General features: G+C 71.2%; 23 protein-coding genes. 12 read left to right on the forward strand and 11 right to left on the reverse strand.

What is annotated here, in order from left to right; translation table 11 throughout:
- Positions 1 to 32: 32 nt before the first annotated feature.
- Positions 33 to 1,382: an FAD-dependent oxidoreductase gene (locus tag QUE38_RS02070; RefSeq protein WP_286309921.1), complete on the reverse strand. Its 1,350-nt coding sequence runs from the start codon at positions 1,380 to 1,382 to the stop codon at positions 33 to 35.
- Positions 1,383 to 1,496: 114 nt separating this feature from the next.
- Here QUE38_RS02070 and QUE38_RS02075 point away from each other — a divergent pair, with 114 nt between their 5' ends.
- The 7 genes from QUE38_RS02075 (at position 1,497) to QUE38_RS02105 (ending at position 7,881) form a co-directional block, all read left to right on the forward strand.
- Positions 1,497 to 2,624: a helix-turn-helix transcriptional regulator gene (locus tag QUE38_RS02075; protein WP_286309922.1), complete on the forward strand. Its 1,128-nt coding sequence runs from the start codon at positions 1,497 to 1,499 to the stop codon at positions 2,622 to 2,624.
- Between the two features lie 76 nt (positions 2,625 to 2,700).
- Positions 2,701 to 3,510, forward strand: coding sequence for a MerR family transcriptional regulator (locus QUE38_RS02080; protein ID WP_286309924.1), 810 nt, complete (start codon positions 2,701 to 2,703; stop codon positions 3,508 to 3,510).
- A gap of 124 nt (positions 3,511 to 3,634) precedes the next feature.
- Positions 3,635 to 5,173, forward strand: a complete 1,539-nt coding sequence (locus QUE38_RS02085; protein WP_286309925.1) for a S10 family peptidase — start codon at positions 3,635 to 3,637, stop codon at positions 5,171 to 5,173.
- 99 nt (positions 5,174 to 5,272) lie between these two features.
- Positions 5,273 to 5,635, forward strand: coding sequence for an ArsR/SmtB family transcription factor (locus QUE38_RS02090; protein ID WP_286309926.1), 363 nt, complete (start codon positions 5,273 to 5,275; stop codon positions 5,633 to 5,635).
- A gap of 1 nt (position 5,636) precedes the next feature.
- The gene (locus QUE38_RS02095) at positions 5,637 to 6,617 is read left to right on the forward strand and encodes an SRPBCC family protein (RefSeq protein ID WP_286309927.1); all 981 of its coding nucleotides are present in this window, start codon (positions 5,637 to 5,639) and stop codon (positions 6,615 to 6,617) included.
- A 110-nt stretch (positions 6,618 to 6,727) separates the two neighbouring features.
- Positions 6,728 to 7,402, forward strand: coding sequence for a VOC family protein (locus QUE38_RS02100; RefSeq protein ID WP_286309928.1), 675 nt, complete (start codon positions 6,728 to 6,730; stop codon positions 7,400 to 7,402).
- 29 nt (positions 7,403 to 7,431) lie between these two features.
- Entirely contained in the window at positions 7,432 to 7,881 is a 450-nt protein-coding gene (locus QUE38_RS02105) for a hypothetical protein (RefSeq protein WP_286309929.1), read from the forward strand.
- Positions 7,882 to 7,905: 24 nt separating this feature from the next.
- Here QUE38_RS02105 and QUE38_RS02110 read toward each other — a convergent pair whose 3' ends face one another.
- Both QUE38_RS02110 and QUE38_RS02115 read right to left on the reverse strand, forming a co-directional pair.
- A complete protein-coding gene (locus QUE38_RS02110; RefSeq protein ID WP_286309930.1) occupies positions 7,906 to 8,325 on the reverse strand; it encodes a type II toxin-antitoxin system VapC family toxin in 420 nt (139 codons plus the stop codon).
- Positions 8,322 to 8,555: a FitA-like ribbon-helix-helix domain-containing protein gene (locus QUE38_RS02115; protein ID WP_286309931.1), complete on the reverse strand. Its 234-nt coding sequence runs from the start codon at positions 8,553 to 8,555 to the stop codon at positions 8,322 to 8,324. Before QUE38_RS02115 ends, QUE38_RS02110 begins: the two co-directional genes overlap by 4 nt.
- A 144-nt stretch (positions 8,556 to 8,699) precedes the next feature.
- Between QUE38_RS02115 and QUE38_RS02120 the strand changes: the two genes are divergently transcribed.
- Positions 8,700 to 9,047, forward strand: coding sequence for a hypothetical protein (locus QUE38_RS02120; RefSeq protein WP_286309932.1), 348 nt, complete (start codon positions 8,700 to 8,702; stop codon positions 9,045 to 9,047).
- 16 nt (positions 9,048 to 9,063) lie between these two features.
- On the opposite strand, the gene ychF is transcribed toward QUE38_RS02120, so the two are convergent.
- Both ychF and QUE38_RS02130 read right to left on the reverse strand, forming a co-directional pair.
- On the reverse strand, positions 9,064 to 10,137 hold the full coding sequence (gene ychF, locus QUE38_RS02125; protein WP_286309935.1) for a redox-regulated ATPase YchF: 1,074 nt from the start codon (positions 10,135 to 10,137) through the stop codon (positions 9,064 to 9,066).
- Positions 10,138 to 10,219: 82 nt separating this feature from the next.
- Positions 10,220 to 10,831, reverse strand: coding sequence for a dihydrofolate reductase family protein (locus QUE38_RS02130; protein WP_286309936.1), 612 nt, complete (start codon positions 10,829 to 10,831; stop codon positions 10,220 to 10,222).
- A 148-nt stretch (positions 10,832 to 10,979) separates the two neighbouring features.
- On the opposite strand from QUE38_RS02130, the gene QUE38_RS02135 reads away from it, so the two are divergent.
- On the forward strand, positions 10,980 to 11,597 hold the full coding sequence (locus tag QUE38_RS02135) for a 3'-5' exonuclease (RefSeq protein ID WP_286309937.1): 618 nt from the start codon (positions 10,980 to 10,982) through the stop codon (positions 11,595 to 11,597).
- 55 nt (positions 11,598 to 11,652) lie between these two features.
- A complete protein-coding gene (locus QUE38_RS02140) occupies positions 11,653 to 13,152 on the forward strand; it encodes a DNA recombination protein RmuC (RefSeq protein ID WP_286309938.1) in 1,500 nt (499 codons plus the stop codon).
- A gap of 133 nt (positions 13,153 to 13,285) precedes the next feature.
- Here the strand turns inward: QUE38_RS02140 and QUE38_RS02145 are convergent, their stop codons facing one another.
- The 3 genes from QUE38_RS02145 to QUE38_RS02155 form a co-directional block, all read right to left on the reverse strand.
- The gene (locus tag QUE38_RS02145) at positions 13,286 to 14,644 is read right to left on the reverse strand and encodes an MFS transporter (protein ID WP_286309939.1); all 1,359 of its coding nucleotides are present in this window, start codon (positions 14,642 to 14,644) and stop codon (positions 13,286 to 13,288) included.
- A gap of 97 nt (positions 14,645 to 14,741) precedes the next feature.
- Positions 14,742 to 15,743 carry a class II fructose-bisphosphatase gene (gene glpX / locus QUE38_RS02150; RefSeq protein WP_286309940.1) on the reverse strand — a complete coding sequence of 334 codons (1,002 nt, stop codon included), beginning with the start codon at positions 15,741 to 15,743 and terminating at the stop codon, positions 14,742 to 14,744.
- Positions 15,744 to 15,872: 129 nt separating this feature from the next.
- Entirely contained in the window at positions 15,873 to 16,751 is an 879-nt protein-coding gene (locus QUE38_RS02155) for a fructose-bisphosphatase class II (protein ID WP_286309941.1), read from the reverse strand.
- Positions 16,752 to 16,859: 108 nt separating this feature from the next.
- On the opposite strand from QUE38_RS02155, the gene fbaA reads away from it, so the two are divergent.
- Both fbaA and QUE38_RS02165 read left to right on the forward strand, forming a co-directional pair.
- Positions 16,860 to 17,888, forward strand: a complete 1,029-nt coding sequence (gene fbaA / locus QUE38_RS02160; RefSeq protein ID WP_286309942.1) for a class II fructose-bisphosphate aldolase — start codon at positions 16,860 to 16,862, stop codon at positions 17,886 to 17,888.
- Positions 17,889 to 18,051: 163 nt separating this feature from the next.
- Positions 18,052 to 18,555, forward strand: coding sequence for a DUF6264 family protein (locus tag QUE38_RS02165; protein ID WP_350227620.1), 504 nt, complete (start codon positions 18,052 to 18,054; stop codon positions 18,553 to 18,555).
- A gap of 84 nt (positions 18,556 to 18,639) precedes the next feature.
- Here the strand turns inward: QUE38_RS02165 and QUE38_RS02170 are convergent, their stop codons facing one another.
- The 3 genes from QUE38_RS02170 to QUE38_RS02180 are packed head-to-tail and all read right to left on the reverse strand — an operon-like array spanning position 18,640 to position 22,993.
- Positions 18,640 to 20,643: an ABC transporter ATP-binding protein gene (locus tag QUE38_RS02170; RefSeq protein ID WP_286309943.1), complete on the reverse strand. Its 2,004-nt coding sequence runs from the start codon at positions 20,641 to 20,643 to the stop codon at positions 18,640 to 18,642.
- Complete coding sequence (locus QUE38_RS02175) at positions 20,640 to 22,373, reverse strand: ABC transporter ATP-binding protein (RefSeq protein WP_286309945.1); 1,734 nt, start codon at positions 22,371 to 22,373, stop codon at positions 20,640 to 20,642. The genes QUE38_RS02170 and QUE38_RS02175 overlap by 4 nt, the downstream gene beginning before the upstream one ends.
- Positions 22,374 to 22,408: 35 nt before the next feature.
- Positions 22,409 to 22,993 (reverse strand): TetR/AcrR family transcriptional regulator, encoded by a 585-nt coding sequence (locus QUE38_RS02180; RefSeq protein ID WP_286309946.1) that lies wholly within the window; start codon positions 22,991 to 22,993, stop codon positions 22,409 to 22,411.
- Positions 22,994 to 23,040 lie beyond the last annotated feature (47 nt).

Consider the following 23,040-nt stretch of genomic DNA (forward strand, 5'->3'; position numbering starts at 1 on the left):
GGCGATGCGCGACGGGCCGACCCCGCGACATCTCACCCCACGGGCTGTCCTGCGGCGAAGACGTCAGCCGGGTCCCACTGCCCCTTCAGCTGCTGCAGGCGCTCCCGGGACGCACCGAACCCGAGCGCACGGTCGACGCCGCCGTCGATGAACGTCAGCGCGAGGGCTGGAGCATGCCACGGTGCCATCGCCGCGACCGCGGCGTGCGCGGCGGCGAGCGCCGGCTCGGCGAGCTCGGGTGCGGGTACCATCGCGATGCCGGCGAGCAGGTACTCGCCGTCGACCGAGCCGATCGCGCCGGCGCCCTCGGGGCGACGGGCCGCGGCACCGCCGGCGTGACGCACCTCGGCGATGAAGAGCACCGGCGTCGACGTCGCGGCGACCACCCAGGCGTCGACGGCCTCGGGTGGGAACGACGCGAGCATCGCACCCGCCGAGAACGCCGGGGCCGGCTCGGGCGGATCCATGTGCACCTGCACGAGCGCCGACGCCGGCATGCGGGCGAACGTGTCGAGCTCGGGCTCGAGCGCACGCAGTGGTGCGAGCAGCGCGGATGCAGCGGCATCCGTCTCGAGGATGGCCCCGTCGATCACGACGACCGACCGGCCCGACAGGAACGGCGGCAGCTCGGGCATGGGCGGGAAGTGCATCACGCGCAGCGAGGTCGACGCCGACTCCGGGGCATCCGTCGTCCATGCCGCCCAGGCGTGCGCGACCTCGGAGGCGCGCGACGCGTCCCACAGCAGCATGCCGGCGAACACGTCCGCGATGGCGAGCAGGTCGAGCTCGAGCGACACCACGATGCCGAACGCGCCCGATCCTCCGCGCACGGCCCAGAACAGGTCGGGCTCGTCGTGCGGGGTTGCACGGACGATGCGGCCGTCGGCCGTGACGATCTGCGCGGCACGCACGGAGTTGACGGCGAGCCCGCGGGCGCGGGCGTAGAACGACAGCCCGCCGCTCAGGGCGTACCCGACCACCCCGACGTCCCCGGCGCTGCCGTGCAACGCCGTCATGCCGTAGGGCGCGGCGGCCTCGACGACGTCGTTCCACACCGAACCGCCGAGCACCGTCGCGTGCTGCGCCTCGGGGTGCACGGTGACGCCGCGCAGCTTCGACAGCGACACGAGCACGACGTCGGAGAGGTCGGTGTCGGCGAGCGCGGCGGCGCCGTGGCCGGTCGACTGCGGTGCGACGCGAAGGCCGGATGCCGCGGCGGCGCGCACGACGTCGACGACGTCCTCCGCGCTCTCGGGCTGGGCGACGGCGAACGGCCGCTGGTCGATCGCGAGGTTCCACGGCAGGCGCGCGGTGGAGTACTCGGTGTCGCCGGGAAGGATGATGCGATCGCCCAGGGCGTCGCGAAGCTGCTGTGCGCTCATGGCGCCAGCGTAGGACGGGACCCGTGGCTCGGGCCATCCCAGATCAGCGGGGAAATCGGCTCCCCCAGAACTCTGGGATGGCGCCCGCGGGGCATCCGGGAGCACTATTGACCCATGCCGTCGGAACTGGCCTGGGGGCGCGCGCGCAGCGACGTCGACGTGCTGTCGCGCGCGGGGCTGCCGCTGCACCAGTTCATGGACGAGGCGTCCGAGGCGGTGCGCCGTGCGATCCCGTTCGTCGGCGGGTGCCTCGTCACCCTCGACCCCGCCACGGCGATGGTCTCGAGCACGCGGAAGGTCGGCGACCTCGAGGGTCGCAACGACGGCGACGTCGAGTGGGCCGGCATCGAGTACTGCGAGGAGGACCCGACCTCGCTGGCGCGCATGGTGCACGCGGGTGCCGTGGCCGTCGGGGTGAACGAGGCGCTCGGAGGCGAGCTCGACCGGTCGGTGCGCATGGCCGACTTCATGGTGCCGCGCTTCGACTACGTCGACGAGGCGCGCGCGATCTTCGCCGACAAGGCCGGGCCGTGGGGCGCCATCTCGATGTTCCGCGGCACCGACGACGCCCCGTTCTCCGGCGATGAGATGGTGTTGCTCGCCGAGCTGGCGCCGGCGTTCACCCGAGGCATCCGTGCCGGCCTGCTGGCTCGCATGGGGCGCACGGACGCGGGCGAGGACCCCGGCCCTGCGGTCATGGTCATCGACGCGGTGGGCACCCTCGTGCAGTCGAGCCCCGGAGCGACCGCGCAGCTCGCCCGCATGTCCGAGGTGCCGAACACGGGCGACCCGCTCACGATCGTGCACGCGCTGGTGCACGGGGCGCGCGCATTCGCCAGGGGTGAGAGCGATCGGATGCCCCGCATCCGCGTCCGCACGGCCGACGGCGTCTGGCTCGTGCTGCACGCGACCCCGCTGGGCGGCGCGGCCGACCGCGCCGGCGACGTCGTGGTGACGATCGCCGAGGCGCGCCCGCAGGAGATCATCGGCCTGGTCGCCGACGCGTTCGGGCTCACGGCGCGCGAGCGCGAGGTGGTCGGCATGGTGCTGCGCGGCGCCGACACGAAGGAGATCGCCGCGGCGATCCACGTCTCGCCGTACACCGTCCAGGACCACCTGAAGTCGATCTTCGAGAAGGCCGGCGTCACGAGCCGTCGCGAGCTCGTCGCCCGCGTCTACTTCGACCAGTACATCCCCCGCATGGGCGCGGAGATCAGCCCGACCGGGTGGTTCGCGGGCTGATCTGCGGCCGGTTCGCGGGGTTCGAGGAGTTCCGCTTGACCTTGTCACTGTGTCAAGGTCGAACGTGGTCTCCACCATGTACACCATCGGAGAGTTCGCGGCCTTCGGGCACGTGAGCGCGCGGATGCTTCGGCACTACGACGCGATCGGGCTCCTTGCGCCCGCGCACGTCGACGAGTTCTCGGGATACCGGCGCTACGCCCTCGACCAGCTCGCCGACCTGCTGCGGATCACGGAGCTCCGCGGCTACGGCTGCTCGCTCGACGAGACGGCGGCGGTGCTCGCGGCCGATGATCCGGATGCCGCGCTGCGCGCAGCGTTGGATCGTCGGCGCGCCGAGCTCGTCGCATCGCTCGCACGAGACGCGTCGCAGCTCACGCGGATCGACGCGCGACTCTCAGCATTGAAGGGAGAGGCCACCATGGCCGACATCGAGTACCGCAGTATCGCCCCCGTCACCGTCTACGCGGCGAGCGCCGTCGCCCCGGGGAGCGGGCCGGAGCACGTCTCACCCGTGATCGATCAGGTGCTGCCTCCGCTGCAGGCGGCCCTGCAGGCATCCGGTATCGAGTATCGGGAACCGGGCATCTTCTGGTACCAGCCCGTCGCCGGCACCGACGACCTGCGCGTGTGGGTGTCGTGGCAGGCGGGCGAGGTCGTCACCGACGGCGACGGCTGGGAAGTCATCGAACTTCCGGCGGTCGAGAAGGCCGCGACGCGCACGTACCGAGGCGAGATGACCGGCATCGGCGAAGCTTGGCAGGCCCTGATGCAGGACGCCGTCGCCGACGGCGCCGAGTTCTCGGGGCCCTGCCGTGAGGTCTACGTGTACGCCGAGGGCCCGCAGTCGGAATGGATCACCGAGTTGCAGCAGCCCGTGCGCTGAGCCAACGGCCCGCGCGGCCTCGACCCACGGAGCCGTCGCCCGCCCTGTGTCGAGGCCGCTGCCGGTTGCCCCCACTCACTAGGCTGAGCGAGCGAAACGTGAGACGTGCAACCAGGAGGCGACGATGCCCGAGACCCCCGCAGAGACGACCGACGGAGCGACTGCGGGTGGTGCACAGAAGGCGACGGCCGACGCTCGGGGTCCGGTCACCCCCGCCTGGGAAGCGCCCGCGGGCGCGAGCACCCGCATGACGTGGGCGCCCGAGGGCCACGAGCCCATCTCGCTCACCGCGACGGCGGACTGGACGGTGCTGCGCCGGAAGGAGTCGCCGGCCGCCGAGGTCTTCGCGGTCTCCTATCTCGCCGACGACGCGCCCGCCGAGCGCCCCGTGACGTTCGTGTTCAACGGCGGCCCGGGGGCATCCTCCGCGTACCTGCACGTCGGGTCCATCGGCCCCCGCCGTGTCGTCCTGCCCGACGACGGATCGACGGCGCGGATGCCGGTGCGCCTGGTCGACAACGATGCGTCGTGGATCCCCGACACCGACCTGGTGTTCATCGACCCGGTCGGCACCGGGTTCTCGCGAGCCATCCCGCCGGAGTCGGACGCCGGCGCGGACGCGCCGACCTACTGGAGCTACGATCGCGACCTCTCGGCGATGCGGGAGTTCATCAGCCGCTGGCTGTCGCGCCATCGCCGGTGGTCGGCGCCGGTGTTCCTCGCCGGCGAGAGCTACGGCGGCTACCGGGTCGGGCGCCTCGCGTGGTCGCTGCCGACGGACGAGGGCGTGGGGCTCGCGGGCGCCGTCCTCATCTCGCCGGCGCTCGAGATCACCCCGCTCACGTTCACCGACTACGCCACCGACCCGTACGTCGACACGGTTCCGACCATGGCGGCGGGCGCGTTCCACCACGGGCGCTGCCGTGCGCCGGAGGCGGCGGACGGCGCCGAGGCAGTCGCGGCCGCTGCGATGGCGTTCGCGACGACCGACTACGCGATGTTCCTGGTGCGCGGCGCGGCGGTGCCGGCCGAGGAGCGAGCCGTCGTGCTGTCGCGCCTGGCCGATCTGGTCGGACTCGCTCCAGCAGTGGTGGAGCAGCTGCACGGCCGTATCGGCATCGACCGCTGGACCCGCGAGATCCTCCGCGACCGCGGCGAGGTCGCTGGACTCTACGACGTCACCCAGACCGTCGTCGACCCGTTCCCGGACCGCGTGTCGTTCGAGGGCGGCGAGCACACCCTGGCGGGTTCGACGGCGGCGTTCACCATGGCGGTCAACCACCTGCTGCGCGCCGAGATCGGGGTGGAGACCGACCGGCAGTACGCGGTGCTCAGCGAGGAGGTCAACACGAAGTGGACCACGGACGACGGCCACCATGCGCTGCAGGCCCCTCCCGGATCGGTCGACGACCTGCGCAGGGGCCTCACGCTCAACCCGCACCTGCAGGCGCTCATCGTGCATGGTCGCCACGACCTGGTGACGCCGCTCGACAGCTCCCGCCGGATCGTCGACCTCATGCGCCTGGCGCCGGCCACGGGCGATCGCGTGCACGTGCGTGCCTACGACGGCGGGCACATGTTCTACACGCTCAGCGACAGCCGGGCGGCCTTCACCGCCGACGTGCGCGAGTTCTTCGCCGCGTGCCTGCCCGATCGCGCCTGATCGCCGGGATCGAACTGCGCTGACGACGGATGCCCCGGAGCGGAGCGCCTCGAGACCGACCATTGACATCTCGATCGGTGCGGCCTATCGTACAACCAAATGGTTGTACGAAATGAACTGACGGAGGCCGAGACCGACCGTGTCTTCCACGCGCTCGCCGCGGCCACGCGGCGCGACATCCTTCGCCGCACCGCGGTGGAGGAGCAGTCGGTGTCGCAGCTCGCGGGCGACTACGACATGTCGTTCGCTGCCGTGCAGAAGCACGTGGCCGTGCTCGAGGAGGCACGCCTCGTCATCAAGCGTGCGGAAGGACGGGAGCGGCTCGTGCGTGCCGACCCGACCGTGATCGCGCGCGTCCGCGCACTGCTGGCGCAGTACGAGGACCTCTGGCGCGGCCGCATCGACCGGCTCGACGCGCTGCTGGCGGAGCATCCGTCATCTGATTCCACCGAAAGGGACTGACATGCCCACCATCGACATCACCTCCGACCCCGAGGCGCTCACCATGACCGTCGTCGCCGAGTTCGACGCGCCGGTCGAGCGGCTCTGGGCGATCTATACCGACCCGCGCCAGCTCGAGCGCTTCTGGGGCCCGCCCGGGTGGCCGGCGACGTTCTCGGAGTACGACCTGTCCGTCGGTGGCCACGCCCACTACGCCATGAACGGTCCCCGCGGTGAGCTGTCGCGCGGCACGTGGGAGTTCCTCGCCATCGAGGAGCCGCACCGCCTCGAGGTGCTCGACGCGTTCGCCGACGAGAGTGGTGCCCCGATCGAGGGCATGCCCGCGATGCGCATGGTCTTCACGTTCGAGGAGTCCGGCACCGGAACGCAAATGCGCACCGTCAGCCACTTCACCTCGGTCGAGGCGCTCGAACAGGTCATCGAGATGGGCGTGGTCGAGGGCACGCGCCTGGCCATGGGCCAGATCGAGCGCGTGCTGCACGACCTGCGCGAGTACGCGCAGGGCAGGGGCACGCAGACCGAGGTGCTCACCGACCAGCACGTGCGCATCACGCGCCTCGTCGACGGGCCGCGCGACCTCGTCTGGCGCGCGCACACCGAGCCCAAGCTGATGAAGCAGTGGCTGCTCGGTCCGGACGGCTGGGTCATGACCGAGTGCGAGATGCCCGCGTCGGCGCCCGGTCCGTACCGCTACGCGTGGGCGCCTGTCGACGGCGGCGAGGGCGAGCCGTTCGGGTTCGATGGCGAGGTGACGCTCATGCAGGCGCCGCACCGCATGGTCTCGACCGAGCACATGTCGGGCACCGAGTACCCGCCGACGCTCAACGACCTGCAGCTCTACGAGGAGGACGGCGCGACACTCATCACGTTCCTGATCGAGTACCCCGACGCCGCGACCCGCGACATGGTGCTCGCGACCGGCATGGCCGACGGCATGGAGACCAGCTACGCCCGACTCGAGCGCGAGCTGCTCGCGGTGTAAGCGAGCGGATGCCCCTGAGCCGTCGCGCGTGACGGCGGAGCGAAGTACGGTGGGCCACGTGGCCGGCGACGTGCCGGCTGCGTGGCCCTCACCCTGTGCTGGAGGAGCCCATGGGCGAACCGAGTGACGAGCCGCAGACGGTGTCGGCCGCCGAGTTCCGGCGGTCCCCGGGCGCCGAGCACTGGCGCGTGACCGGGTCGGGCGGGCCGCAGGCGGTGTTCACCGCGTCGTCGCTCGCCGAGGCGGTGCGCCTCGTCGAACCCGTCGTCGCCGCGGCCGAGCGTCACGGCATCCAGCCCGACATCGATGTGCGACCCGAGGGCGTCGTCGTGAGCATCCCGGACCGCGACTTCGCGGGCATCCCGGCGTCGGCGGCATCGTTCGCGGCCGAGGTCTCCAGGGCGGCAGCCGAGCTGGGGCTCACCGCGGATCCCTCGCTCGTGCAGTCGGTCGGCATCTACGTTGCCCAGCACTCCGAGGCCGACGCGCGCCCGTTCTTCCTGGCCGCGCTCGGCTACGAACCGTTGGGCGACACCGACGCCGTCGACCCGCTGCGCCGCGGCCCGCAACTCGCGTTCAACCCCATCACCGGCGACGCCGCGTCGCGCGGCCGCACGCACTTCGACGTCTACGTGCCGGGCGACCAGGCGCAGGCGCGAGTCGATGCCGCCCTCGCCGCCGGGGGCCGGCTCGCCGACGGCTCCAACCCGCCGTTCTGGTGGTCGCTCGCCTCCCCCGACAACCACGGGGTGGATATCGCTCCGTGGGCGGATGCCACGGACTGAGCTCGTACCCGGATTGATAGCGTCGCCGTATGGGGCGCCACCTCGTTCTTGCTCCGGCCATCGGACTGTCGCTGCTGCTCGCGTCGTGTGCCGGCGGCCAGCAGGTCGCAGAGAGCGCGGCACCGGCGGACTCGGCGACCGCCGAGTCGGCGTGCGGCCCCGTCGACGACTCCCAGCAGTTCCCCGACGTCATCGCCGCCGAACTCGGACGGAGCGGCGACGACTTCTCGATCTCGGTCACGATCTGCTCGCCGTACGACACCCCTGAGCGCTACGCCGACGGTTGGCGCGTGCTCTCGCCCAGCGGTGAGGTGCTCGCCGAGCACGAACTCACCCATGATCACGCGAACGAGCAGCCCTTCACCCGCACCCGCGGGCCGTTCCCGATCCCCGACCACGTCGACGGAGTCGTCGTCGAGGGCCGCGACCAGGCGAACGGCTACGGCGGCGAGACCGTCACGATCGACGTGCCGCGCTGACCAACGCGCCGCAGCACGACTGACCTACGCAGACCAAGGGTCGAGAAGCTCCACGCCTGTCGATTCGAAGTCCTTCGTGTTCCGGGTCGCACACGTCGCGTTGCGGGCACGACAGATCGCAGCGATCTGGGCATCGGCTGTACTGATGGGCCTTCCGAGGAGGTCGCGAGCGACCACGATCTCGGCATACTGGTCCGCGGCATGCGCATCGAACGCAAGCACGGCCGCGGTCGCCCGATACGGCTCGACCGCCGCATGCACGCTCGCGGTGAGCAGGTCCCTGCGCCGACCGTCCGGGAGCCGCAGGAGTCCGGCCATCAGCTCGGCGAGCGTGACGGCGGTGATTGCAGCATCCTCGGCCAGCCCCTCGAGCCATGCGACGACATTCGGATCCGGGCGCGGTCGGACCAACTCCGAGATGACGTTCGTGTCGAGAACGATCACCCGAAGTCCACCGCACGTGCAACGTCAGAGCGCTCGGGAACCGGCAGTTCATCGACCCCACCCGCGGCCTGCGCGGCCCGCAGGATTGCGAGTCCGATGTTCGGTCGGTTCGCGGCCTTGGTGAGGATCTCGCGTACTTCGGCCTCCATCGAGCGACCGTGCTCCTTCGCCTGCGCGGCAAGCTGTTCTTTCACGGACTCATCGAGTCCACGAACGACGATCGATGCCATCGCGATCCCCTCCTACTGATATCAGAGATGATATCAAGGGTGAGGCTTCTCGCACTGTCGCGCTCTGGGCCCGATCCAGGATCGAGTGGTGAACGGCGTCCATCGCCGACCCGGTGTGGCAATGTGAGCCGAGTGAAGCATGGGATGGACCGCACGCGAACTGCCTGGGCGATCCTGGCAGGCGCCGCAACGATCTCGGCCCTCTCGGCGTGCGCACCTGCCGAGCCGACCGAAGCGCGGGGACCGCAGGCGATCGTCGGATGGTCGAACGGTGGCGACGAGTTGATCATCCTCATCGGCACCTGTCACGGTGATCCCGAGGCGACGGTCGTCGAGGACGACGAAACGGTGACCGTCACCATCGAGTCGACCCTGCATGATCCGGGCGATGCCTGCCAGGACAGCCTTCGCGTCGCACTCGACACGCAACTGGGCGACCGCGCGGTAATCGACGGCGTGACCGGAAAGACGCCCCCGGGTATCGAGGGCTAGCGCCTCAGCCGACCGCCTACACGTTGAAGCGGAACTCCACCACGTCGCCGTCGGCCATCACGTAGTCCTTGCCCTCCATGCGGGCCTTGCCGCGCGAGCGGGCCTCGGCGACCGAGCCGGCGTCGACCAGGTCGTCGAACGAGATGACCTCGGCCTTGATGAAGCCCTTCTCGAAGTCGGTGTGGATCACGCCGGCCGCCTGCGGCGCCTTCGCGCCCTTCGGGACCGTCCAGGCGCGCGACTCCTTCGGCCCCGCGGTGAGGTAGGTCTGCAGGCCGAGCGTGTCGAAGCCGATGCGCGCGAGCTGGTCGAGGCCCGACTCGTCCTGGCCGGTCGACGCGAGCAGCTCCGCGGCGTCCTCGGGGTCGAGGTCGATCAGCTCCGACTCGATCTTCGCGTCGAGGAAGACCGCCTCGGCCGGGGCCACGAGCGCGGCGAGCTCGGCCGTGCGCGCAGCATCCGTCAGCACCGCCTCGTCGACGTTGAAGACGTAGATGAACGGCTTCGCGGTGAGCAGGCCCAGCTCGCGGATCGGGGTCAGGTCGACGGATGCCGCCGACAGCGGCGTGCCCCGCTGCAGCACGTCGAGCGCCTCCTGCGCCGCGGCGAGCACCGACGGATCGAGCTTGCGACCCTTGACCTCCTTCTCGTAGCGCGTGATGGCGCGCTCGAGGGTCTCGAGGTCGGCGAGGATCAGCTCGGCGTTGATCGTCTCCATGTCGTTCTTCGGGTCGACGGCGCCGTCGACGTGCACGACGTCGGCATCCTCGAAGCCGCGCACGACCTGCGCGATGGCGTCGGCCTCGCGGATGTTCGCGAGGAACTTGTTGCCGAGCCCCTCGCCCTCGCTCGCGCCGCGCACGATGCCGGCGATGTCGACGAACGACACGGTCGCGGGCAGGATGCGCTCCGAGCCGAAGATGCCCGCGAGCACCGTCAGGCGCGGGTCGGGCAGGTTGACGACGCCGATGTTCGGCTCGATCGTCGCGAACGGGTAGTTCGCCGCGAGCACGCCGTTCTTGGTGAGCGCGTTGAAGAGGGTCGACTTGCCGACGTTCGGGAGCCCGACGATTCCGATGGTGAGTGCCACGGGCGACCAGTCTACGTGGGCGCGGGCGCGCGGTCCTGCGCGAGAGGGCGGGCGGATGCTCCGGGGCATCCGCCCGCCCCGTTCACACCGCGTCGACGCGCCAGCGCATCAGCACGTTGCCCGACTCGGGCCACGCCCGGGTCTCGAGCAGCTTCAGGGCGACCGGTGGGCGCGAATCGAACAGCGGCACGCCCGATCCGGCGATCAGCGGGAACGTCACGAGGTGCAGCTCGTCGACGAGCCCCTCCTCCATGAGGTGGTTCCAGAGCACGCGGCCGAGCAGCACGAGGATGCCTCGCCCATCGCCGGCCTTGAGCCCGCGCACCTCATCGGCGGCGTCGGCGACCGGCACGATCCGCGTGTTCCGGTAGGGCGCCAGGTCCTCCTCGGTGATCGTGTCGGAGACGACGACCTTCTCGACCTCGGCGAACCGCGCGGCGAACTCGCGCCGGATGTCGGTGGCATCCGGGGCATCCGCCACCCTCGCCCAGTAGGAGAGGTTGCCGAGCGCCGAGCGCCGCCCGCTGAGCAGCAGGGTGTCGGACTCGCGCAGCAGCGACGTCGTGTAGTGGTCGAACGAGTCGGCACCGCGGTAGTCGGGGTGCTGGTGCGCGAAGAACGACGCGATGTCGTGGTCGTCGTCCTCGTAGCGACCGTCGACGGTGGTGAAGTTGCACACGGTGAGCGTCCTCATGAGGCGCACGCTACCCGGCGCGCCCGACACGGCGGTCGGCGTGCGGTTCTCCACAGCCCCGTCACCGCCAGCGGACAGCCACGGGCGGATGCCGGCGAAGCGCGTGCCGCTCCGCGGCCGTGTCGGTCGGCGATGTGAGGATGGCGGCGTGCCAGTGGACTTCACCGCGATCGACTTCGAGACCGCCAACCGTTCGAGCGCGTCGGCCTGCTCGGTCGGGCTGGTGAAGGTACGCGACGGGCGCCCGGTCGACGAGGCGTACTGGCTCATCAAGCCGCCATTCCCGCACGACGAGTTCAACGAGTGGAACGTGCGCATCCACGGCATCACTCCCGATCAGGTGACGGATGCCCCGCTGTGGCACGACCTCCTGCCCGAGTTCACCGCGTTCGCGGGCAACGACTGGCTCGTCGCCCACAACGCCGGGTTCGACATGAACGTGCTGCGCGGCCTCGCCGATGCGTTCGGCGTCGACGCGCCGAACCACCGCTACCTGTGCAGCCTGCAGGTCGCGCGCAGCACGTACCACCTCGACTCGTACCGATTGCCGGTCGCGGCCATGGCGGCCGGGTTCGAGGACTTCTCGCACCACAACGCGCTCGACGACTCGCGCGCCTGCGCGGCGATCGTCGCGCACGCTGCGAAGCGGCACGAGGCCGACGACCTGGACGCGCTCGCCCGCTCGACCCGCGCCCGCATCGGCACGATCGGGCCCGACGCGACCCGCGAGCACCGGGCCGACCACGGCCCGATGGCGCTGCAGTAGCGCCACCCCGACCACGTTCCGACCCGATGTCGGGGGCCGCTGCAACACTTCAGACATGGACATCCTCGCCCTCCTCATCGGCCTCGTGATCGGCGCCGCCCTCGGCGCGCTCGTGACCGCGCTCGTGCGTTCGCGTCGGGTGACGGATGCCCCCGCGGGCGAGGACCCCGCCCTCGTCGCGGCGCGCCACCAGGGCGAGCTGCAGCAGGTCCGTGCCGACGAGGCGCAGACGCGCGCCGAGCTGCTCGCCGAGCAGCAGCGCGTGCAGGCGGAACTGCGGGCGGACCTCGCCGCCGCCTCGACCGAGGCCGACAACCTGCGCGAGCAGATCACGCAGCAGCGCGCGCAGTTCCGCGAGTACGTGGAGCAGCAGCGCACCGACCAGGCCGAGCGCGCCGAGCGCGAGAAGCGCGAGTCGGCGGTGCTCCAGGCGCTGAGCCCCGTGCGCGAGACGCTCACGACCATGCAGCGCAAGGTCGCCGAGCTCGAGCAGCAGCGCAGCGAGCAGTACGGCTCGATCGCCGAGCAGCTGAAGCAGGCGCAGCTGAACGACGAGCAGCTCCGCGCCACGACCGAGTCGCTCGCGTCGGCGCTGCGCTCGAACAGCACGCGCGGCGTCTGGGGCGAGACCCAGCTGCGCCGCGTGGTCGAGGCCGCCGGTCTCGCCCAGTACGTCGACTTCGACACGCAGGCCTCGATCACGACGGATGCCGGTGCCGGCCGCCCCGACATGGTCATCCGCCTCCCCGGCGGCAAGTCGATCGCGGTCGATGCGAAGGTGCCGCTCGAGCACTACATCGAGGCCAGCCAGATCGCCGTCACCGCGTCGGGCGACGAGGGCGCACGCCGCAAGCAGCTCATCGAGCGGCACGTGAAGGCGCTGCGGGGCCACATCGACGCGCTCGCGAAGAAGACCTACTGGGAGGGCCTCGACGCCAGCCCCGAGTTCGTCATCGCGTTCATCCCGAGCGAGTCGCTGCTCTCGGCCGCGCTCGAGGCCGACCCGGCGCTGCTCGACTACGCCTTCGGCAAGCGCGTCGCGCTCGCTTCCCCGGTGAACCTCTGGGCCGTGCTCAAGACCGTCGCCTACACCTGGCAGCAGCAGGCCGTCTCCGACGAGGCGAAGAAGCTGTTCGACCTGGGCAACACGCTCTACCAGCGCATCGGCACGCTCGCCGGCCACGCGGACGGCCTGCGCCGCGCCATCGAGCGCACGGTTGAGAGCTATAACAAGTTCGCCAACTCGCTCGAGTCGCGCGTGCTCGTTACCGCCCGCCAGTTCCCGGGCATCGACACCACCAAGATCTCCGCGCTCGCCGAGCCCGAGCCCATCCACGAGCAGCCCCGCCGCCTCGCCGCGGCCGAGCTCACCGAGCCGGAGTCGCCCGACGCGGTGCGCGTGATCGAGGCAGGCTCGACCGGCTCCGCGCCCGCGGACGCTGCTGCGGCCGCCGGCCGCGACGCCGACGCCCGCGCCGCGGAAGACGACGTCGAGCTCGACTTCGACTCGGGCGAGCCGCTGCTCGACCTCGACCCCCAGATCCGCTCGATCTGACGCCCGCCCGCGGGCGCCGCATCCGCCGGCCCGCGCGCACCCACCCACCCGCCTCTTTCGCGAGTCGTCATGAAGTGTCGCTATCGGAGCCCCGATTCCGACAGTTCATGACGACTCGCGAAGCACTTCGCGGTCAGCCGTCGCGATCGTCGGGGTGGGGCTCGTCGACCGGGCGGTCGAAGCCGGCGGCGGCCGAGCCGCCGGTCACCGTGTCGATGGGGCCGGTCGACAGGGGTGCGTCCTCGAGCGGGTGCGCGAGCTCGTCGCGGCCGAGACGCGCGATCCAGATCGTGAGCACCGCGATTACGGGCGGCACGAGCCCCGCCACCAGGAACGTCGGCGCGAGCCCGATCGCCTCGCCCACGGGCCCCGCGATCGCCATCGACACCGGCATGAGCGCGAGCGACACGAAGAAGTCCAGGCTCGACACGCGGCCCAGCATGTGCGGCGGCACGCGCCGCTGCAGCAGCGTGCCCCAGAGCACCTGCGCGCCCTGGAAGAGCAGGCCGCACACGAACAGCGCGACCACCATCACCCACAGCGCGTCGGTGAATCCGATGATCGCGAGCGGGAGGCATCCGAACCCGAAGCCCAGCATGAGGAGGGTCAGGTAGCGCCGAGGCATCCGCAGCGAGCCGACCCAGAGCGACCCGATCGCGCCGCCGATGCCGAACGCCGCGAGCACGAGCGCGAACTGGCCCGCCCCGCCGCCGGTCTGGTCGCGCACCGCGAACGGCAGCAGCACCTCGATCGGCCCCATGATCACGAGCACCATGAACACGGCGAACAGCAGCGACGCGAGCAGCCACGTCGTGCGCATCAGGAACCCGAACCCGTCGCGCAGGTCGAGGAAGGTGCGCTTGAGCGGATGCACGTCGTCGTCGACGCGCTCGCCGCGCAACGGCGTCGTGCGCATCGCCAGCAGCACGAGCACCGCGCCGACCTGCGCGACCGCGATCACCGCGAACGCCAGCCCGGGCGAGCCGATCGCGATGAGCAGGCTCGCCGCGGCCGGACCGGCTGCGTTCATGAGCGTCGGGCGCAGCACGCCCTCGACGCCGTTCGCCGCCTGCAGCTGGTCGGCGGGCAGGATCGCCGGCAGCCACGCGGAGTACGCCGGGTAGAAGAATCCGTCGGCGACGCCGAGCACGAACGCGAGCACCGCGAGGTGCCAGACCTCGATTGTGCCGCCGAGTGCGAGCAGCGCGGCCGTGCCGAACGCCACGCCGCGCACGGCCTCGACGCCGAGCAGGATGCGTCGTTGCGGAACACGGTCGGCGGCCACGCCGCCGAAGAGCACCGCGAGCACCAGGCCCACGGCCGCGCCGGTCGCCACGATCGAGAGGTCGACCGGGGTGCCGCCGAGCTCGACGACCTGCCACACCGAGGCGACGATCCAGCAGCCGGCGCTGAACAGCGAGAACGCCAGCGCGACCGTCAGCAGGCGGTACTGGCCGAGCGCGAACGGCCGGAGCGCGCGTGGCACGCGCATGGGCGACTCCTGGTGTGGTGCAGCGCCTCGCGAGTCGTCACGAACTGTCGCTATTCGCGGTCCGATACCGACACTTCGTGACGACTCGCGGAGGCGGTCAGAGGAAGTCGGGGTCGAGCCACTTCTGCGCGAGGTGCTCGGCGGCGACCCTCCGGATCGTACCCGACTTCGACCGCAGCACGATCGACTCGGTCGAGATGTACGGGCCGTTCTTCTTCACGCCCTGGAGCAGCGCACCGTCGGTGACGCCCGTCGCGACGAAGAAGTGGTTGTCGCCCGACACCATGTCGTCGAGCTCGAGGATCTTGTCGCAGTCCAGGCCGGCGGCCTCGGCGCGTGCGCGCTCGGCGTCGTCGAGCGGCGCGAGCTTGCCCTGCATGAAACCGCCGAGCGCCTTCACGGCGCACGCGGTCGTGATGCCCTCGGGGCTGCCGCCGATGCCGATGCACGCGTCGATCCGCGTGTCGTGGCGGGCCGCGTTGATGCCGCCCGCGACGTCGCCGTCGAGGATCAGGCGCGTCCCGGCCCCCGCCGCGCGGATCTCGCGGATGAGCTCCTCGTGGCGCGGCCGGTCGAGCACGGCGACGCGCACCTCGCCGATGTCCTTGCCCTTCGCCTCGGCGAGCGCGCGCAGGTTCTCGCCCACGGGGCGGCGAATGTCGACGGTGCCGAACCCCTCGGGGCCGGTGACGAACTTGTCCATGTAGAAGACCGAGGATGCGTCCAGCATGGTGCCGCGCTCGGAGACGGCGATGACCGACAGGGCGTGGCCGCGCCCGGCGGCGGTGAGGCTCGTGCCGTCGATCGGGTCGACCGCGATGTCGCACGCGGGGCCGCGGCCGTTGCCGACCTGCTCGCCGTTGAAGAGCATGGGCGCCTCGTCCTTCTCACCCTCGCCGATGACCACGACGCCGTCGAAGTTCACCGTGCCGAGGAAGAGGCGCATCGCGTCGACGGCCGCCCGGTCGGCGGCGATCTTGTCGCCCTTGCCGATCCACGGCACGGCGCGGATCGCGGCGGCCTCGGTCGCGCGCACGAGCTCGAGTGCGAGGTTGCGGTCGGGGTGGTGGAACAGTGGTGCGGGTTCGGTGCTCGTCAACGCGTTACTCCAGGTTCGACTGCGAATCGGCGCGACGCAGACGGTCGGCCGCTGTCCACGAGCCTATCCAGCGGGTTCCGCCGCGAACCCGATTCCGAGGACGAACGGCGTGAAAGAATCGTGAATCTTTCACGCCGCGGGCGGCACCACGCGCACGGCACGCGGGTCGGGCGCGCCGAGATCGCACGGCGTGACGGGCGACACGAACACCACGGCGTCGGCCGCGCACAGCACCTCGAGACCCAGCACCCCGTCCGGAAGGCCCGCCGCCCGCGACCGCTCGGCCTCACCGGGAGACTGCGGCGCGAACCGCACCTGCGTCGTGCCGCCGAGCGCCCGCACGGCCGCCGCCTCGATCACGCCCTCGGGCGCGCCGCCGATGCCGAGCAGCAGGTCGAGGTCGCCGCCCGGCTGCGCCGCGCGCAGCGCACGCTCGATGTCGCCGTGCAGGAACGGCACGAGCTGCGCGCCCGCCGCCACCACGGCGGTCGCGACGGCGGTGTTGCGCGGACGCTCCTGCACGGCCACGCGGAGCGCCGACACGGGGCATCCGCTCGCCTCGGCCAGCATCGCCAGGTTCACGGCCACGGGTGCGGCGAGGGACAGCCCCGCGGCATCCGCCCCGCCCACCAGCTTGTCGACGTAGTACGCCGGGCCGATGTCGAGGAACGCCCCGCGCGGTGCGGCGGCGAGGATCGACATGGCCCCGTCGGCGCCGGATGCCGCGAGGCGCGTGCCGTCCACCGGGTCGACCACGATGTCGACGGCCGGCCCGCCCGAGCCGAACCGCTCCCCCGGCGCGAGCATGGGCGCGTCGTCCTTCTCGCCCTCACCCGCGACGACCCGCCCGTCGACCGGCACGCGCGCGAGCGCCGCCCGCAGCGCGTCGACCGCCGCGGCATCCACCGCATCGCCGTCGCCGCGGCCGACCAACGGCATCGCCGCTCGCGCCGCCAGCGCGACCGCCCGCTCGAACCCGGCGGTCACGGCGTCGTCGAAGAGCTCCATGCGGCCATCATGGCCGACCCGGCCGTCCGAGGCACCGCCTGAACGCGGCGAGCGCGACTCACTAGACTCGTGCGTGCACGCCCACGAACATCGCTGTGAAGGAGCATCATGCCCATCGCCACCCCCGAGCAGTACGCGGAGATGCTCGACCGCGCCAAGGCCGAAGGCTTCGCCTACCCGGCCTTCAACGTGTCGAGCTCGCAGACCCTCAACGCGGTCCTGCAGGGACTCACCGAGGCCGGCTCCGACGGCATCATCCAGGTCACGACCGGCGGCGCCGACTACTTCGCCGGCCACACCGTGAAGGCCCGCGCCACCGGTGCGCTCGCTTTCGCGAAGTTCGCCACCGAGGTCGCGAAGTCCTACCCCGTCACGGTCGCGCTGCACACCGACCACTGCCCGAAGCCCGCGCTCGAGGACTTCGTCATGCCGCTCATCGCCGCCTCCGAGGAGGAGGTCAAGGCGGGCCGCAACCCGATCTTCCAGTCGCACATGTGGGACGGCTCGGCCGTGCCGCTCGACGAGAACATCCGGATCGCCGAGGACATGCTGAAGCGCACCAAGGCGATCAACGCGATCCTCGAGGTCGAGATCGGCGTCGTCGGCGGCGAGGAGGACGGCGTCGTGCACGAGGGCACCAACGAGGCGCTCTACACGACCGTCGGCGACGTGACCAAGGCCGTCGAGGCGCTCGGCCTCGGCGAGGACGGCCGCTACATCGCCGCACTCACGTTCGGCAACGTGCACGGCGTGTACAAGCCCGGCGGCGTGAAGCTGCGCCCGGAGCTGCTCGGCGAGATCCAGGCCGGCATCGCCGAGAAGTTCGGGACCGGCGAGAAGCCGCTCGACCTCGTCTTCCACGGCGGCTCTGGCTCGACCGACGCCGAGATCGCGGAGGCGGTCTCGAACGGCGTCGTGAAGATGAACATCGACACCGACACGCAGTACGCGTTCACGCGCTCGATCGCCGGCTACATGTTCGCGAACTACGACGAGGTGCTGAAGGTCGACGGCGAGGTCGGCAACAAGAAGAAGTACGACCCGCGCGCCTGGGGCAAGGTCGCGGAGACGGCCATGGCCGCCCGCGTCGTCGAGTCGACCAAGCAGCTCGGCTCGTTCGGCCACTCGAAGAGCTGAGCCGGATGCCGCAGGCAGACCCGTCGCGCGAGGGCGGCGCGGCACCCGACAACGGGTCCACGCCGCCCCCGCCGCCTCCGGCGCCGCCCGCCGACCGGGCACCGCAGGCGCCCGACCCGCGCCCCAAGCCGCAGTACGGCGAGTACGCGCCCGAGGGCTGGAGCTGGCAGCCGCCGGAGCAGTCCACGCACGACGACCCGCCGATGCAGCAGGCGGCCCCGCCGCCACCCGCCCCGCAGGGGGTGCGGGCGGTGCGGACGGCGCGCCCGCACCGGCGCGCCGCGAGCGCGCGTGGGACCGACCGGTCGCGCTCGGCCTGCTCGTGTTCGGGATCATCGGCGCCTCGCTCGCCGTGTCGATCCAGCAGACGCTGCCCGACGCGATGTCGCTGCTGCACACGCAGGAGGAGCTCGCCGACTACGTGCAGGCCGAGGCCGTCGCGGGCATCCTCACGACCGGCATGTGGGCGCAGATCCTGCTCTGGATCCTGACCGCGGCCACCACGATCCTGCGCCTCGTGCGCCGGCGCCTGGCGTTCTGGGTGCCGCTCGTCGGCGGCGTGCTGTCGTTCCTCATCATGTTCGGCGTGATCTGGGCGGTGCTCGTGACCGACCCGGTGCTGGTCGAGCACTTCGGCACGGTCGGCACCGCCGGCATCGGCGGCTGAGCGGCAGCACCCGAGCCCGCCGCCGCAACGCGAACGACGCCCCCGCCGGAAGGCGGGGGCGTCGTCGTCTGCGCCGGTCGCGCGCTACGGTCGCTGCGCGGCCACGAGCTCGGCGTCGCCCTCGGGGTCGTCCGGCTCGATCGGCGCGGCGAACTGCGCCTCGTAGAGGCGGGCGTACGCGCCCTCGGCGGCGATGAGCTCGGCGTGCGTGCCCTGCTCCACGATCGACCCGTGCTCCATCACGATGATGGTGTCGGCGTCGCGGATCGTCGAGAGCCGGTGCGCGATGACGAAGCTCGTGCGGTCCTTGCGCAGCGCGCTCATCGCGTGCTGCACGAGCAGCTCGGTGCGCGTGTCGACCGAGCTGGTGGCCTCGTCGAGGATGAGCACGCTCGGCTGCGCGAGGAACGCCCGCGCGATGGTGAGCAGCTGCTTCTCGCCGGCCGAAAGGTTCGACGCCTCGTCGTCGAGCACCGTGTCGTAGCCGTCGGGCAGCGCGTGCACGAAGCGGTCGACGTACGTGGCACGTGCCGCGTCGAGGATCTCCTCCTCGGTCGCGCCCGGGCGGCCGTAGGCGATGTTGTCGCGGATCGTGCCCGCGAACAGCCACGTGTCCTGGAGGACCATGCCCATGCGGGCGCGGAGGTCGTCCCGTCGCATCCGGGTGATGTCGACGCCGTCGAGCGTGATGCGGCCCGAGTCGAGCTCGTAGAAGCGCATGATGAGGTTCACGAGGGTGGTCTTGCCCGCGCCGGTGGGGCCGACGATCGCGATCGTATGCCCGGGTTCGGCGACCAGCGACAGGCCGTCGATGAGCGGCGTGTCGGCCTCGTAGCGGAACGAGACGTCCTCGAACGCGAGGCGTCCGGTGCGCTCCTCGGGCTCCTCGCCCTCTTCGGCGTCGGGCGACTGCTCGTCGGCGTCGAGCAGCTCGAACACGCGCTCGGCGCTCGCGACGCCCGACTGGAGCAGGTTCACCATCGAGCCGATCGTGGTGAGCGGCTGCGTGAACTGGCGCGAGTACTGGATGAACGCCTGCACGTCGCCCAGTCGCATCGCGCCGTTCGCGACGAGCAGCCCGCCGACGACGGCGATCGCCACGTAGACCAGGTTCCCGATGAACATCATTGCGGGCATGATGATGCCCGAGAAGAACTGGGCCCCGAAGCTCGCCTCGTACAGCTTCTCGTTGGTGCCGTGGAAGTCGCGCTCGACCTCCTTGCTGCGACCGAACACCTTCACGAGCGCGTGGCCCGTGAAGGCCTCCTCGACCTGGGCGTTCAGCTCGCCGGTGTGCTTCCACTGCGCCACGAACCGCTTCTGCGACCGCTTCGCGATGAACGCGGTGACCACGAACGTCAGCGGGATCGTCACGAGCGCGATGACCGCGAGCAGCGGCGAGATCACGAACATCATCGCGATGACGCCGATCACGGTGAGGATCGACGTGAGCAGCTGGCTCAGCGTCTGCTGCAGGCTCTGCGAGATGTTATCGATGTCGTTGGTCACGCGCGAGAGCAGTTCGCCGCGCTGCATCTTGTCGAAGTACGACAGCGGCAGGCGGTGCAGCTTCGTCTCGACGTCCTCACGCAGCCGGTAGACCGTGCGCTGCGTGATGCCGTTCAGCACGAGTCCCTGCAGCCACGCGAACACCGACGCGAACACGTACAGCCCGAGCACGAGCAGCAGCACCTGCGAGAGCAGGCCGAAGTCGATGCCCTGGCCGGGCGTGAGGTTCATGGCCGAGAGCATCTCGGCCTGCTGGGTGTCGCCGGATGCCTCGAGGCCGGCGATCACCTCCTCCTGCGTCGTGCCCTCGGGCAGGCCCGCCGAGATCGCGCCCTCGAAGACGATGTTCGTCGCCTCGCCGAGCGCCTTCGGGCCGAGCACCGTGAGCGTCACGCTCACCACGCCGAGCAGGATGACGCCGATGACGGCCCACCGCTCGGGCTTCAGGCGCCCGATGAGGCGCTTGGCCGATGGGCCGAAGTGCATCGACTTCTCGACCGGCATGGCCATGCCCGCGGCGGGCCCACCGTGCTGGGGGCCGCGCTGCGGCTGCGGCCGGTTCGGGGTGCGCTCGCTCATGCCGCGTCCTCCGCGCTCAGCTGGCTCTCGACGATCTCGGCGTACGTCGCGGAGGTCTCGAGCAGTTCGTCGTGGGTGCCGCGGGCGACGATGCGCCCCGCGTCGAGCACCAGGATCTGGTCGGCGTCGACGATCGTCGACACGCGCTGCGCGACCACGATGCGGGTCGTATCGCCCGCCGCCCGGTCGAGCGCGGCGCGCAGCCGGGCATCCGTCGCCGTGTCGAGCGCCGAGAACGAGTCGTCGAACAGCAGGATCGGTGGTCGCTTCAGCAACGCCCGCGCGATCGACAGCCGCTGGCGCTGGCCGCCCGAGACGTTCGTGCCGCCCTGCGCGATCGGGGTGTCGAGCCCCTCGTGCATGGCGGAGACGAAGTCGGATGCCTGTGCCACGCGCAGCGCCTCCCACACCTCGTCGTCCGTGGCATCCGGGTCGCCGTACCGCACCGTCGAGCCGACCGTGCCCGCGAACAGGTACGCCTTCTGCGGGATGAGCCCGAGCTGGGCGTTGCGCACCTCGGGGTCGAGCTCGCGCACGTCGACGCCGCCGACGAGCACGCGGCCGCCGGTCGCGTCGAACAGGCGCGGGATGAGGTTCAGCAGCGTGGTCTTGCCGGCACCCGTGCTGCCGATGATCGCGGTCACCTCGCCGGGCCGGGCCGTGAAGCTGAGGTCGTGCAGGACGGGCTGCTCGGCGCCCGGGTAGGCGAACTCGACGTGCTCGAACTCCACCGTGCCGGGTGCGGTCAGCTCCGTGATCGCGTCGGTCGGCTCGACGACGCTGGTGTCGGTCAGCAGCACCTCCTGGATGCGGCCGCCCGACACGGCGGCACGCGGCAGGATCACGGCGATGAACGTGGTCATCATGACCGCCATCAGGATCTGGATGAGGTAGGTGAGGAACGCCGTCAGCGCGCCGATCTGCATGGAGCCGTCCTCGATGAGGAACGCGCCGAACCACAGCACGGCGACGCTCGAGACGTTCAGCACGCCCATCGCGACCGGGAAGACGAGGGCGAACAGGCGCCCGGCCCGCAGCGCGGTGTCGGTCAGCTCGGCGTTCGCGGTCGCGAAGCGCTTCGTCTCGACCGGCTCGCGCACGAACGCGCGGATCACCCGGATGCCCGTGAGCTGCTCGCGCAGCACGCGGTTGACGGTGTCGATGCGGGCCTGCATCTTCTCGAACTGCGGCACCATGCGGATGACGATCGCACCGATGGCGATGAGCAGCACGGGCACGGCGACGGCCATGATCCAGGAGAGCTGGAGGTCCTGCCCCATGGCCATGATCACGCCGCCGATCGCGAGGATCGGGGCGGAGACGAGCAGCGTGCACGACATGAGCACGAGCATCTGCACCTGCTGCACGTCGTTGGTCGAGCGCGTGATGAGGCTCGGCGCGCCGAAGCGCGACACCTCCTGCTCGCTGAACACGCCGACGCGCGCGAACACGGCGGTGCGCAGGTCGCGGCCGACGCTCATCGAGACCTTCGCCGCGAAGTAGACGGCGACGATCGCGCACGCGATCTGCGCGAGCGTGATGGCGAGCATGAACCCGCCCGTCGACAGGATGTACGCGGTATCGCCGGTGGCGACGCCGTTGTCGATGATGTCGGCGTTCAGGGCCGGCAGCAGCAGGGTGAGGATCGACTGGATCAGCTGGAACACCACGACTGCGGCGAGCAGCGGCCAGTGCGGCCTCAGGTACTTGGTGAGGAGTTTCCAGAGCACGCGATGTGCCTTCTTCCGTTGGTGCTGGTGGTGCGTCAGGGGCGGTCGAGCGGATGCCCGGAGGCGATGCCGTTCGTGATGAGGTCGACGAGTTCGGGGGTGTCCAGGCCGACGGTCTCCCCGAAGGCGGGGACCGACGAGGCGAACGCGATCAGGCGCAGGTACCGGGCGACCTGGCGGGGCGTGGCCGTCAGGCGGTCGGCGTCGGGCGCGAGCAGGTCGGCGATGATCGCCTCGTACACCTCGCCGTGGTGGTGTCGGTGCGGCGGGGTGCGGGTGCCGAGGGCCGACATGACGCCGATCACGCCGCGGAACCGCTCGCAGAGCTCGTCGAGCACGCGCTCGACCTTCCACTCGAGCGGCCGGCTCGCATCGATCGCGCGCAGCCTGGCGCGCAGCGGCTCGGGCTCGAGGTAACGGGTGACGGCCGCGTCGATGATCGCGTCCTTGTCGTCGAACGCGCGGAAGAGCGTGCCCTCGGCCACGCACGCCGCCTCGGCGATCTGGCGGGTGCTGACGTCGCGGCCGTGCGCGATGAGCAGCGGCACGACGGCATCGGCGATCGCCGCGCGGCGGTCCTCCGGGGAGAGCGGCCGCGCCCGTTCGGTGCGCGTTGCCATGCGGCGACTCTATGCGAGTGAGCGCTCACTCACAAGCATCCGCTCGC

Source organism: Agromyces mangrovi (assembly GCF_030296695.1).
GTDB lineage: Bacteria > Actinomycetota > Actinomycetes > Actinomycetales > Microbacteriaceae > Agromyces > Agromyces mangrovi.